Consider the following 12,367-nt stretch of genomic DNA (forward strand, 5'->3'; position numbering starts at 1 on the left):
TCACCACGGACACCCTTGCTCTTGGCTAACCTCTACTTCTGTCTTCGGGGTTCGGGACTTGCACCCTATAGTTCATACGCATGCCGGGCGCACATCAAAAAAGTTGAAGCCGATGTGTTATTGGCTTCAACTTTTTAAATTAATTTTTTGATTATCAAGCATTGGCTTGTTGAGGTGGTTGTTTTTTAACAATGATGACAAATAAACTTGCCAATGCACAGAAAATCCCTGCAAGGAAAAAGGCCCAAGTATAGGAATTGAAAAACTTATAGATAAGGCCTCCACCATAAGCAGCAACCGCAGCTCCTACTTGATGTGAGGCAAAAATCCACCCATAAATAATGCCACTTTTATTTGTCCCAAAAATTTGTCTAGAAATACTAATTGTTGGAGGTACTGTAGCAATCCAATCTAATCCATAAAATATTGTAAAGATTGTCAATAATACTAAGGATCCCTTCATTAAGGCATATGGGAGTAAAAGCAGAGAAGCTCCTCTTAAAAGATAATACCAAAACAATAACCATCGATTATCCAAACGATCAGACAGCCATCCTGATAAAGTAGTTCCTACGAGATTAAATACACCCATAAAAGAGAGAAAGGATGCAGCGGTTACTAAAGGAACGCCGAAGCTAATACAAAAAGAAACAAAATGAGTTCCCACTAACCCACTAGTTGAAAGTCCACAAATAAAAAAACTTCCCGCTAATAACCAAAATTCTTTCACCCTTATAGCCTCAAATAAACCATTAAAAGCAATTCTAATTGGATTTTTCTTTTGTTTCTCTTGGTGCAGCACTAGCTCTTCTTCCATTCCATAAGGTAGAATTCCAATATCCTGAGGCTTATTTTTGATAAATATAAAAATAGCGGTGAACATAATACCGCTAAGGATAAGGATTAACCCAATCGCCCACTGCCAAGAATAATGTTCAATAATAATTGCCAAAACAGGGAGGAGAATTAACTGACCCGTTGCTGTACTTGCTGTTAAAATCCCTACTGCTAGCCCTCTTCTTTTCACAAACCAATGATTGGCTACATATGGACTTAACACAGTTAAAAAGAGACTTGCTCCTAAACCAATAACACCTCCCCAGATAATAATCAACTGCCAAGATTGAGTCATGAATAGTGTTAGCGACAAGCCTATTAATAAAGTTGTCATTGCAGCTAACATCATTTTCTTTAAACCTGCTACTTCCAGTAATGCTGCCATAAATGGACCGGAAAACCCATATAAAAATAAACTCACTGCAAAGGCTAAGGCAATTAAAGATCGATCCCAATTAAATTCCTTTTCAAAAGAATCAATAAAAACCCCTGATGATGACATTGTAATTCCTGCAACAATAATTGAGAAAAAGGTTATGACTAAAATAAACCAACTGTAATGAATACGTTTCACCATGACACCTTCATTTCTTAAAGATTTTTAATTGTACTCTTTAACAGGAAAAATAAAGCCATATGCTTGTATACATAGCGAATCTCTTTCAAAATACATGTATATACATATATAATCATAGTAACAGCTCTTATCACTGTCAAGAAGCAATTTCCAACTTAACAAAATAATTCAATAAGGCTACTATAATAACAAGAGGTTACTATTTGAACCAACTCAAAAAGGAGTACGGAGCAATGAAAAATATAGATTACACACAAATATGTGTATGCGCAAACCTTCGAAAAAAAACAAGAGTCGTGACACAATTGTATGATAAATTACTTCAGCCCACTGACTTAAAAATTACACAATACTCAATGCTAGCAAATATTGCCCATCTACAATCTATTTCCATAAGTCGCTTAGGTGAAATTTTGCTACTTGATCAAACAACCGTTACACGCAATATAAACTTGTTAAAGCAAAATGGTTATGTAGTTTTATCGAGGGATCCTCAAGATGCCCGAGCGAAGATTATTACACTGACTGATAAGGGGATGGAAAAGCTAGATGAAGCCACGCCTATTTGGCAAGGTGTCCAAGAAAGGATTATTGATGATATTGGAATAGAAAAATATGAGGATTTCTATGAAACGCTGAAGACTATCCAAAAAATAATTAAATCTTATGATGAAGAATAAATAAAGGACTTAAACAAAAGAATCCATTTTGAAAATGATTAATCAAAATGGATTCTTCAGGTTGATTATATGACGAGAAGTCACCCCTAGCATAGTTCCCCTTTTGACAAGATAATTGCTTTTACCTACCATAACTTTTGGATTATTTTTATTTATTAATTTTGTAATGATTTTAGAAGGTCTGCCCATGCTATGCTCTTGAAGAAAGGTGTACTCTTGATTAAATTCATTTAGTATTTTGTTATGAAAAAGATAATCGGTTAACGCCCCATTTGAAGTACCTGTCGTAGCTTCCTCATTAATACCGTAGAGTGGGCAAAAATTCCTACTCTCTGCTATCCCTTCTTTTGTGTCGAGCGTAAATGCATGAATGCCCCCACTTTTGTATATTCAGCAAGTGCTGTAAAATCAGGATTTAAAGCATACAAAGCATCCCTTGTTTTTATTGGAAGCATTATATCTCAAAGACCAGTACTTGCAGCTTGAGGCACTAAATTATAATTTTCATCTCCTATTTGGCTTTTATCAATTTTGAAAAGGTTAGACAAACTATCATAATCATTGAATATTTTTCCTAACTGAGGTTCAGCTTGCTCCATCATTATAAATGATTGATTCACTTCCACAGTAAGTGTGCCAGCGAGTGTTTTCATAAAATATGTATTATTATCTTCAATAGCAGAACTGTCTAATAACGCCTTGAAGGATGCGATAGTAGCATGTACACAAAGTTGACCTGTGCTGTTGGTGTAAAAAACTTTATGTTAAAATTTTTATTGTCTTTTTTTTTTAATAAATACTGTTTCTGAAAAACGAATTTCTGCAGCAAATTTCTGCATAAACTCTTCGTCTAAATTTTCATGGATCACTACACCTGCTGGATTACCACCAAATTTTGTTTCTGTAAAAGCATCAATTACATAATATAACAAAGCTAACTCTCCCTTGGCTCATCATCAAAAGTTGGAGATGACATTATTAAATATGCATGTAAATAAGTTAATAGGAGTGAAGGTTGTGCAGCTCATCGGATGTTGGAACGGAAATCAATCCCACGTTATGATGATGGCATTTTCTTTATTTAATAACTATAAAAATGACTTTATTGCTTAATGATAAGCATTTCATTTTTTTCATACTTTCTCAATGTTTTTTTATAAAAGTTCACAAATAAAAAAGCGCCACATGGATGTGACGCTTTAAGCTTTCTTTATAATAAGAAACCCATCATTTATTAATATTGAATTAGTGTTTTCACGTTTAAGTCGCCAAGTTTTGCACGACCGTTAAGTTCTTCTAACTCGATAAGGAAGGCACAGCCAACAACCTGACCACCTAATTGTTCCACTAAACGCACTGTCGCTTCAACTGTACCACCAGTAGCAAGTAAGTCGTCACAAATTAATACTTTTTGACCTGGTTTAATCGCATCTTTGTGCATAGTTAATGTATCTTTACCGTACTCAAGACCGTAATCAGCACTTACCACTTCACGTGGTAATTTTCCTGGCTTACGAACAGGTGCAAAGCCAATTTCAAGCGCATAAGCAACAGGGCACCCAATAATGAAGCCACGAGCTTCTGGACCTACCACAATTTCTGCACCTAGATCTTTTGCGTAACTTACGATTTGATCTGTTGCATATTTGTAAGCAGGACCGTTATCCATAATTGTTGTAATATCTTTGAAGCTGATGCCCTCTTTCGGCCAGTTTTCAACCGTTGTTACGTATTGCTTTAAATCCATGTTATTGCTCCTCCTACGAAACTTTTTCGTATATTAATGTAATCGTTCATCAAACCATTGTTTTAATTCTATATAAGGAGCATAGACAAGCTTTTGCTCCATTTCAATCTGTTCTGAACGTAGTTTGTAAGACGGTGCTTCAGTGAGTGCTTGTTTTGGCGCATTCACGTTGACAGTCGTCAGTCCACTCTCCATTTTAACAAAATCAAGCTCAAAAAACACCTGTGTCATAAATTTTAATGCATCTAATGGCCATCCTGTATGCTTTGCTAAATCAGCCAACTGCATATTTATTGGAAAAGCAGGGCGATTTTTTAAAAACTTATAATACCAAGCGAATTGCTCACGCGTAGGTAGTCCATTGAAATACTGTGAATCAGGCATATAAAAATGCGCATAAATACGAGATGGTGCAGTTTTTCGCAATACATTTTCTAACATTTGAACATTTTGTGGCAAATCCAATAGCACGATATAATTAGACTGTTCAACATTTGAAAGCGAAGGATCCACTGCTAGAATCGGCACACCAATAAGCGACTGATAATAGGTTATTGTCTCTGAACGGAAGGCGATGAATGTCGCTTCCTCTCTCGGGACTGTATTTAACCAGCGTGAAGTTTGACGAATACCACGAATATCAAATAATTGCCACTCCGTCGTCTGAACATCCGCTATCATAAATTGTGCTTTCTTACGTCCTTGCCACTCATTAATTTGTAAATCCCCTGTAAAGGATACTTTTATTCCATATGTTAGCTCATCATGTAGATGTCCTTTATTAAAACCGACACTATCCAATTTATCATAGCCATCCGTCAATTCCATTTTAATATGATTTTCGGCTGCTCCAATTTTTCGCATGGAGGCAATCTCCACATCTTCGAGCACATATACAGGCTTCGGAAAATCAGTACCAAATGGACCGAGTGTAGAAATTTCTTCTATGGCATCTGCTGAAATTTCATCAATTTTTAGAGGAATATCAATATTGAGTATAGGTGTCAATTGCTCTTCTGATAAACATTCCCTTGCTTGGGCATCTAAGCGAGATCGTAATTCATCAACATGTTCAACAGATAATGTCATGCCGGCCGCCATTGGATGTCCACCAAAATGAGGCAATATATCTCGATTCTTCGCAAGTTCATTATACAAATGGAATCCCTCAATACTACGGGCGGACCCTTTAGCCGTTCCTTTTTCATAGTCTAGCGAAAGCACAATTGTTGGACGATAATATAGCTCAACAAGACGAGATGCAACAATCCCAACAACTCCCGCATTCCAGCCTTCTCCTGCAACGACTAAAACGAGTGAATCGCCTATTTTTTTGTCTGATTCAATTAGCGCAACGGCCTCATCTGTAATACTCTTTACGATATCTTTGCGCTCACTATTACATGTGTTAAGCTGCTTGGCCAATGCAGTTGCCTTAGCACTATCCTCAGCCATTAATAGCTCTACACCTGGTGCCGCTTCTCCAAGTCGGCCTACTGCATTTAAGCGTGGACCAAAGTAAAAGCCTATTGTTTCCTCGTTAATTTTAGCTTGCTCAGCACTTGCTACTTCACATATAGCCTGTACCCACGGACTAAGTGAACTGCGCATTTCTTCTATTCCTCGCTTTACAAGGTAACGGTTTTCATCAACTAATGGCACTAAATCTGCTACTGTACCAATGGCAACAAATTCCATTAAATGTGTCGGTAGTTCCCCGTACAGTGCGTGTGCTAGCTTAAACGCTACACCTACACCTGCGAGCTCACCAAATGGGTAGTGTCCTTCAGGAATACGAGGATGTAAAATGACATCTGCTGGCGGTAATTCTTCACCTGGCTCATGATGATCTGTAACAATGACATCCATGCCTAGTTCCTTTGCGACACGAATCGGTTCAATACCTGAAATACCATTATCCACCGTAATAATTAGCTGAACACCCTCATCATATGCTTCACGGAATAATGCCTCATGTGGTCCATAACCATGAATAAAACGATTCGGTATTTTAAACGACACATCAGCACCAAGGTCAAGCAGCGCATTTAGTACTACTGTCGTACTTGTAACACCATCGGCATCGTAATCTCCATATACTAAGATTTTCTCTCCGTCTTCAAGCGCTTTTTCAATACGTGCAACTGCTTCTGTCATGCCATGCATTAAAAACGGATCATGGATGTTTGCTTCTGTCATATTTAATAAGCTTTCTGCATCAGCTGAAGTTTCACAGCCCCGTGCTGCTAAAATTTTCGCTGCAATAGCAGAAAGTTGTAGGTCATTTTGTAATGCTTGTACAAGCTTAGCGTCTGGTCGCTCCACTTGCCATCTTTTTTTCGATAGAATCATCTTTTCACTTCCTTACGAAGGTTATTATACCGAAAATCATGGCTATCCGCACTATCCATTAGATTGATAGTTTTATCCTTTCTATCCATCAGTTATATCCAGTTATCCGACCTCATAAAAAAAGCCTACTCTATTTAAGGAGTAGACTTTTTAACACTTTTGGAAGCGGACACTAATGCCTCAATCTTAGTAAAATCTCCTTCATGTAAAGCTGTCACAATTGCACTTCCAACGATGACACCATCACCTAGTGCACCCATAGTTACCACCTGCTCAGGGGTCGAAATACCAAAGCCAGCAAGTACAGGTATTTGGCTTGCTTCACGCAAGCGTGCAAAATGGTCATCTAAATCCTCAGCAAAGTTTGAGCGAGCCCCCGTAATTCCATTGACCGTCACGGCATAGACAAAGCCTTGACTGGCAGCCGCAATACGTGCAATTCGTTCTAAAGGGCTTGTTAACGATACGAGCTGGACAATATCAATACCATATGGATTTAATGTGTCACGTAAAATAGCACTTTCCTCTAGCGGAACATCAGGAACGATTAATCCTTTAACGCCCCCTGCCACACAAGCCTTGCCAAATGCCTCGAAACCATAAGCTATAACAGGATTAAAATAAGTCATCACAACTAACGGAACGCGAATTTCTTCTTTAAATGACGCTAGTTCTTCTAACACTTTACGTAATGTTACGCCCACCGCTAAAGCTCGTTCACCAGCTTGTTCTATTGTCGGCCCATCCGCTACAGGATCCGTGAATGGTATACCTACTTCAATTGCTGTTACATCCATATGCTGCAGCCTCAGGATTGTTGGCTTCAATGTTTCTAGACCTCCATCACCTGCCATGATATATGGTACAAACGCTTTATTACCAGCAATCTTTGTTTGTTCAATTGCCTGCTGAAGTGTTGTCATGATACATCTCCTCCTAATGCTTTACGGACAGTATGGACATCCTTATCTCCTCGCCCTGATAAGCACACAACAATAATGTCATTGGTAGTCAGTGTCTGCGCAAGTTTGGCTGTATAAGCAATGGCATGGGAGCTTTCTAGTGCAGGAAGTATCCCCTCTGTTCTACTTAGTAACTGTAAGCTTTCAAGTGCTTCGCTATCTGTAATCGACTCAAATGTAGCACGCCCAATATCATGTAAATAACAATGCTCTGGGCCCTTCCCAGGATAATCCAACCCCGCTGAAATAGAGTGTGCTTCCTGTACAAAGCCATTGTCATCTTGTAATAAATACATGTATGCACCGTGTAAGACTCCGAGCTGTCCACCAGCAATGGCTGCAGCATGCTTTCCTGTCTCAATGCCACTTCCTGCAGCCTCCACTCCGTATAGTGCAACAGTTTCGTCATCGACAAAAGGATGAAACATTCCAATAGCATTACTACCACCGCCTATACAAGCAACGACTGCATCTGGTAAACGCCCTTCCTTCTCTAAGATTTGCTTTCGCGTTTCAACACCAATGACACGCTGGAAATCCCTTACGATTTTTGGGAATGGATGTGGCCCTAAAGCTGATCCCAAAATATAATGAGTATCTTCAACATTTGTCACCCAGTAGCGAAGTGCTGCATTGACAGCATCCTTCAACGTTTTTGAACCAGTTTCTACAGACTCAACCTTTGTACCAAGTAACTCCATGCGAAACACATTCAACTGTTGGCGTTTTATATCCTCTGCACCCATAAATACGACACACTCAAGATTTAATAATGCACATGCAGTTGCTGTTGCCACTCCATGCTGTCCCGCACCTGTTTCTGCCACTATTTTCTTTTTACCCATTCGTTTTGCAAGTAACGCTTGGCCAATGGCATTATTAATCTTATGGGCTCCCGTGTGATTCAAATCTTCCCGCTTCAAATAAATCTTCGCGCCGCCTAGCACTTTTGTTAAATTTTCTGCATAGTACAACGGTGTCTCACGACCAACGTATTCTTGTAAATAATAGGCTAGCTCATCCGTGAATGATTGATCTTTCATTGCATCATCATAAGCCGTCTCTAATTCTAACAAAGCTGTCATTAATGTTTCTGGAACATATTGTCCACCAAATTTTCCGTAACGGCCTTCCTTTGTGGGGACATTATTTGCAATTGAATTCGCCATTATGATCTTCCCTTCTTTACTGCCTGTATAAATGCATTAATTTTTACAATGTCTTTAATACCTTCAGTTTCCACACCACTCGACACATCTACCATATATGGAGACACAAGTGACACCGCTTCTTCAATATTTTCTGCTTTCAAACCACCAGCTAAGATTATTTTTTCTCGTGGAATACCTATCATTTCGAGGAGGGTCCAATCAAATGTGTGACCACTACCACCTTTAAAATCCGTACCTGGCGCATCAAATAAATAATAATCCACATCATAGTTAGCTGCCGCATGTACATCTTCAGCACAACGTACAGACAATGCTTTAATTGCTGGATAACCCTGTTGTCGAATAAAGTCAGGACTTTCCTCCCCGTGGTACTGCACATAATCTAATGGCACGTTTTCCACTGCTGTGCGTAACTCATCAGCTGTTGGATTGACAAAGATGCCAATTTTTAAAATATCCTCAGGCACATGTTTGGCTAATTGTTGTGCTTGTTCAATTGATAGTTGGCGCTTACTTTGGGCAAAGACAAAACCAATTGCATCCGCTCCTGCCTTTACTGCTGCTTGCACATGCTGCTGTTCCCTTAGTCCGCAAATTTTCACCTTCGTCATACAGATGCCCCCGCCTTACTTACTTGTAAACTTTTTAGAGTAGCTCCGACAGTACCACTACGCATTAATGACTCACCTACAAGAACTCCACTAGCCCCCATAGCCGCTACCGATTTAGCGTCTTCCTGTGTCCAAATACCACTTTCACTTATTAATACTCGCTCATCCTCGAATGGAAAAGCTTCTGCAATTTCACGTGTACGTTCTAAGCTCACCTCAAAGGTACGTAAGTCGCGGTTATTGACACCAATCAGCTTAGCCCCCACTGCAATAGCACGTTCAAGTTCCTGAAGATCATGCACCTCCACTAATACCTCTAGATCTAAGTCTGTTGCATAGCTATATAGGTCACATAATGCCTCATCTGTTAACGCTGCTACAATTAACAAAATAATAGATGCACCTGATGCTTTGGCAAAACGAATTTGCACACGATCAATCATAAAATCCTTACAAAGGAGTGGCGTTTGAACGACATTTGCAACTGCTACTAAATCATCAAAGGAACCTTTAAAAAACTCTTTATCTGTTAGAACCGAAATGGCCGCTGCCCCTTCTTGTGCGTAAATTTTAGCTTGCGCTACTGGATCTGTACCTTCTGCGATTAAGCCTTTTGAAGGGGATGCACGCTTCATTTCAGAAATAACCTGTAAAGTTTCAGCCGTCCGCATATGCTCAAATAATGATGGACGTGGTTTTGCTGTAAAATTTGCTAATGGGTCGGGTTGTTCAAGTAAAGCACCAACCTCTATCTTCTTTTGTTCGAGAATCTTATTTAAAATATTCATTGTCCAACCTCCACTTCTTTAATTTTTTCACTATAAGCAATGACTGCCTCTAATTTTTGTAGTGCACGTCCGCTAAATATACTTTCCTTTGCCATATCTACCCCTTCTTTAACGGTTTGAGCAATCCCATAGCTGAACAATCCGATACCAGCATTCAATAATACTGTGTCAAAGTAAGCACTTTGCTCGCCCGCTAATAATTTACGCATAATGGCAGCATTTTCGTCTGCATTGCCACCACGTATAGCCTCTAATGGAGCATAACTGAGTCCTGCATCCTCTGCTGTTAATGAAAATGGAATGAAGTCTCCCTTATCTACTAAGACAAAAGTATTTTGACCAGCCAACGACGCCTCATCTAATCCTTGTGGCCCTGAAACGACCATTGCACGTTCACGCCCTAGCATTTGTAATACGGAAGCATACTCCATTACAAAATTAGGACGGTTAATGCCCGTAAATTGTGTTGATAAGGATACTGGATTGGTAAGTGGACCGACAAGGTTGAAAATAGTTGGCTTACCAAGTGCACGACGTACCTCGCCAATTCGCTTTAATTTTGGATGTACATTTGGAGCATATAAAAAGGCAATTCCTTCGTTCTCTAATAATTCAACTGTTTGCTCAATCGTAATGTTCGTATGAATACCCAGTGCTTCTAAAACATCAGAGCTTCCTGATGCAGAAGAAATTTTGCGATTTCCATGTTTCGCCATTTTGATACCTGCACCAGCTAATACAAAGGCGGAAGCTGTGCTGATATTGAATGTATTGAGACCATCGCCACCAGTACCGCAATTATCCATATATACGCCTTCTTTTGCCGGTACATTTAGCGCAAACGAGCGCATGATTGTTGCTAATGCCGCTACTTCATGTGCCGTTTCACCTTTCACAGATAGTGCTGTTAAAAAGCTTGCGATTTCTTCCTTAGGAGTGTCATCCTGGAACACCCATGTTGCAGCCTGTAGCATCTCCTCATACATTAAATGCTCACATTGCTGTACTTTTTGACGTATTTTTTCCATTAATGTTGACTCCCTTCTTTTTCAAGTAATCTTAAAAATTCTTGTTCGTCCCCTTCTACTTGTCTTAGAACCTCTTTGACATTTGTGTATTTCGTTACCGTTACAGTTGATTGCATATGCATCGTATCATCTGCAATAACAATGGATTTCCCTGTTAAAGCAAAATCAAGATGACCATTAAAGCCAATAAATCCGAGAGCCCCCCCAAAAATCCCAGCAGTTTGACTAGATTTTTTTACATAGTCCTTGGCCCGCTCCTTTAGTATTCCAGTTGCTGCAAAGGGTGGTAAGGTTGCTGCTAAAACATCAAGTGCATGAAGCATCGGCAATATTTGACCTTCGACTCTTGATGTCAGGTGTAATGAATGCTTCGAGCGCTCAATTCTCATGGCATCAATTACTTGAATGGAATCCCTGAAGCACACGGACTGTAACTCCTGTTGGACGGCAGATACGAGCACAGCGTGGGACTTCCTCATTTCTGTGTTTTCAGAGAGCTTTCGTTCATGTTCTATATCTTCGCTCTTGGTTACCCCTCTAGGAAATATTCCTTCCGTCGGTGTAGCAATCACACGCTCACCTTTTACACGAATGAGACTTTCAGGTGATGTGCCCAAGACTATATGATCCTCAAACTCTACGTAATACATATAGGGTGCAGGATTTTTTTTACGCAATTGACGATATAAAGCGAATGCATCTCCCTGAAACTTTGCCAGAGAAAGCTTAGGTATTACGACCTTGGTAAGATCATTATCCAAGGCAGCTTTGATCGTTGTAAGTGACGTTGCAAATTGTTCATTCGTAGTCGAAGCAAGTGTTTGATAACAACAAGTTGTGTCCTCATGCTCGTGGCTATTTAACAACTGCTCTGCTAATTCTTCTAAGTTTGGTTCTTTTTTTTCCGCATCTATATTCGTATGAATCAATGTAACCTCGTCTGTTACATGATCAAAAACAATGACTGTCTCATACACATGGAAATGCACATCCGGTAACTGCACTTTATCATGGGAAGTAGATAATATCGGTGTTGCGCCATGACCTACATAACCAACAGCCCCTCCTGAAAAAGGAAATTGCGCCGTATTAGAAATGCGTGGCATTAATCTCTTTAGTAAAACAAAAAGGTCGCCTTTATGGGTATATGTTTTTCCGGTTTTATATGAATATTCCTGAATCTCATCTCCTACGCCTTTATACGTTTTTCTTGGATTTGCACCGATAAAAGAAAAACGTCCTGCTCCCTCATGCTGCGCTGAACTTTCAAGCAAAAATTTGTGATTACCTTGTAACCGTCTAAAAATTAAAATCGGCGTTAAGGAATCACCATTAATGGTTTTCATTTTTGTTCTTGAACTCGTTGATAGCATAATTACCAAGCTCCTTTGTTAAATTTCCCCTTTGAATGGGTTAACTACTATTTAGTTGTAAAAAATAAAAAAAGCCCTCTGCAAAAAGGAAATTTCCTAATTGCAGAGGACGATCATGACCGCGTTGCCACCTCATATTAGAGCATATTTGCTCTCCCTTATGTGCTCAGTCTTAGTCCATTAAAGTGATGCATCTTTTTATTTACAAAAGATTAATCCAAGACTCTAACTTTTTTGTCC

12 protein-coding genes and 1 pseudogene are annotated in these 12,367 nt (G+C 39.3%); 2 read left to right on the forward strand and 11 right to left on the reverse strand.

The features are described from left to right. Nucleotides 1-154 precede the first annotated feature (154 nt). The gene (locus tag ACIQXF_RS05690; protein ID WP_402780300.1) at nucleotides 155-1,411 is read right to left on the reverse strand and encodes an MFS transporter; all 1,257 of its coding nucleotides are present in this window, start codon (nucleotides 1,409-1,411) and stop codon (nucleotides 155-157) included. A 236-nt stretch (nucleotides 1,412-1,647) separates the two neighbouring features. Between ACIQXF_RS05690 and ACIQXF_RS05695 the strand changes: the two genes are divergently transcribed. Further along, nucleotides 1,648-2,094, forward strand: coding sequence for a MarR family winged helix-turn-helix transcriptional regulator (locus ACIQXF_RS05695; protein ID WP_402780065.1), 447 nt, complete (start codon nucleotides 1,648-1,650; stop codon nucleotides 2,092-2,094). Nucleotides 2,095-2,136: 42 nt separating this feature from the next. On the opposite strand, the gene ACIQXF_RS05700 is transcribed toward ACIQXF_RS05695, so the two are convergent. Both ACIQXF_RS05700 and ACIQXF_RS05705 read right to left on the reverse strand, forming a co-directional pair. Next, nucleotides 2,137-2,484, reverse strand: coding sequence for a PhzF family phenazine biosynthesis protein (locus ACIQXF_RS05700; RefSeq protein WP_402780302.1), 348 nt, complete (start codon nucleotides 2,482-2,484; stop codon nucleotides 2,137-2,139). A 71-nt stretch (nucleotides 2,485-2,555) separates the two neighbouring features. Continuing rightward, nucleotides 2,556-2,963 (reverse strand): annotated as a pseudogene (locus tag ACIQXF_RS05705) (PhzF family phenazine biosynthesis protein). 115 nt (nucleotides 2,964-3,078) lie between these two features. Between ACIQXF_RS05705 and ACIQXF_RS05710 the strand changes: the two are divergent. Beyond that, entirely contained in the window at nucleotides 3,079-3,207 is a 129-nt protein-coding gene (locus ACIQXF_RS05710) for a hypothetical protein (RefSeq protein ID WP_402780067.1), read from the forward strand. Nucleotides 3,208-3,328: 121 nt separating this feature from the next. Here the strand turns inward: ACIQXF_RS05710 and ACIQXF_RS05715 are convergent, their stop codons facing one another. The 8 genes from ACIQXF_RS05715 to ACIQXF_RS05750 all read right to left on the reverse strand — a co-directional run bounded on the left by ACIQXF_RS05715 (nucleotide 3,329) and on the right by ACIQXF_RS05750 (nucleotide 12,127). After that, entirely contained in the window at nucleotides 3,329-3,841 is a 513-nt protein-coding gene (locus ACIQXF_RS05715; protein ID WP_402780069.1) for an adenine phosphoribosyltransferase, read from the reverse strand. A 33-nt stretch (nucleotides 3,842-3,874) separates the two neighbouring features. Next, entirely contained in the window at nucleotides 3,875-6,193 is a 2,319-nt protein-coding gene (gene recJ / locus ACIQXF_RS05720) for a single-stranded-DNA-specific exonuclease RecJ (RefSeq protein ID WP_402780071.1), read from the reverse strand. A 134-nt stretch (nucleotides 6,194-6,327) separates the two neighbouring features. Next, nucleotides 6,328-7,116 (reverse strand): tryptophan synthase subunit alpha, encoded by a 789-nt coding sequence (trpA, locus tag ACIQXF_RS05725; RefSeq protein WP_402780073.1) that lies wholly within the window; start codon nucleotides 7,114-7,116, stop codon nucleotides 6,328-6,330. After that, nucleotides 7,113-8,324 carry a tryptophan synthase subunit beta gene (gene trpB / locus ACIQXF_RS05730; RefSeq protein WP_402780075.1) on the reverse strand — a complete coding sequence of 404 codons (1,212 nt, stop codon included), beginning with the start codon at nucleotides 8,322-8,324 and terminating at the stop codon, nucleotides 7,113-7,115. The genes trpA and trpB overlap by 4 nt, the downstream gene beginning before the upstream one ends. Next, nucleotides 8,324-8,938, reverse strand: coding sequence for a phosphoribosylanthranilate isomerase (locus tag ACIQXF_RS05735; RefSeq protein ID WP_402780077.1), 615 nt, complete (start codon nucleotides 8,936-8,938; stop codon nucleotides 8,324-8,326). Before ACIQXF_RS05735 ends, trpB begins: the two co-directional genes overlap by 1 nt. Beyond that, nucleotides 8,935-9,726, reverse strand: a complete 792-nt coding sequence (trpC, locus tag ACIQXF_RS05740) for an indole-3-glycerol phosphate synthase TrpC (RefSeq protein ID WP_402780079.1) — start codon at nucleotides 9,724-9,726, stop codon at nucleotides 8,935-8,937. The genes ACIQXF_RS05735 and trpC overlap by 4 nt, the downstream gene beginning before the upstream one ends. After that, nucleotides 9,723-10,754 carry an anthranilate phosphoribosyltransferase gene (gene trpD / locus ACIQXF_RS05745; RefSeq protein WP_402780081.1) on the reverse strand — a complete coding sequence of 344 codons (1,032 nt, stop codon included), beginning with the start codon at nucleotides 10,752-10,754 and terminating at the stop codon, nucleotides 9,723-9,725. Before trpD ends, trpC begins: the two co-directional genes overlap by 4 nt. Further along, on the reverse strand, nucleotides 10,754-12,127 hold the full coding sequence (locus tag ACIQXF_RS05750; RefSeq protein ID WP_402780083.1) for a chorismate-binding protein: 1,374 nt from the start codon (nucleotides 12,125-12,127) through the stop codon (nucleotides 10,754-10,756). Before ACIQXF_RS05750 ends, trpD begins: the two co-directional genes overlap by 1 nt. Between the last annotated feature and the right edge of the window lie 240 nt (nucleotides 12,128-12,367).

Origin of the sequence: Lysinibacillus sp. NPDC097231 (genome assembly GCF_044761885.1) — a bacterium.
Lineage (GTDB): Bacteria > Bacillota > Bacilli > Bacillales_A > Planococcaceae > Lysinibacillus.

What these genes read in the sequence shown, in the direction of transcription:
- ACIQXF_RS05750 (WP_402780083.1), bottom strand. Translation starts at nt 12,127, where the DNA reads ATGCTATCAACGAGTTCAAGAACAAAAATGAAAACCATTAATGGTGAT.
- trpB (WP_402780075.1), bottom strand. Translation starts at nt 8,324, where the DNA reads ATGGCGAATTCAATTGCAAATAATGTCCCCACAAAGGAAGGCCGTTAC.
- trpC (WP_402780079.1), bottom strand. Translation starts at nt 9,726, where the DNA reads ATGAATATTTTAAATAAGATTCTCGAACAAAAGAAGATAGAGGTTGGT.
- recJ (WP_402780071.1), bottom strand. Translation starts at nt 6,193, where the DNA reads ATGATTCTATCGAAAAAAAGATGGCAAGTGGAGCGACCAGACGCTAAG.
- ACIQXF_RS05715 (WP_402780069.1), bottom strand. Translation starts at nt 3,841, where the DNA reads ATGGATTTAAAGCAATACGTAACAACGGTTGAAAACTGGCCGAAAGAG.
- ACIQXF_RS05695 (WP_402780065.1), top strand. Translation starts at nt 1,648, where the DNA reads ATGAAAAATATAGATTACACACAAATATGTGTATGCGCAAACCTTCGA.
- trpD (WP_402780081.1), bottom strand. Translation starts at nt 10,754, where the DNA reads ATGGAAAAAATACGTCAAAAAGTACAGCAATGTGAGCATTTAATGTAT.
- ACIQXF_RS05710 (WP_402780067.1), top strand. Translation starts at nt 3,079, where the DNA reads ATGCATGTAAATAAGTTAATAGGAGTGAAGGTTGTGCAGCTCATCGGA.
- ACIQXF_RS05735 (WP_402780077.1), bottom strand. Translation starts at nt 8,938, where the DNA reads ATGACGAAGGTGAAAATTTGCGGACTAAGGGAACAGCAGCATGTGCAA.
- trpA (WP_402780073.1), bottom strand. Translation starts at nt 7,116, where the DNA reads ATGACAACACTTCAGCAGGCAATTGAACAAACAAAGATTGCTGGTAAT.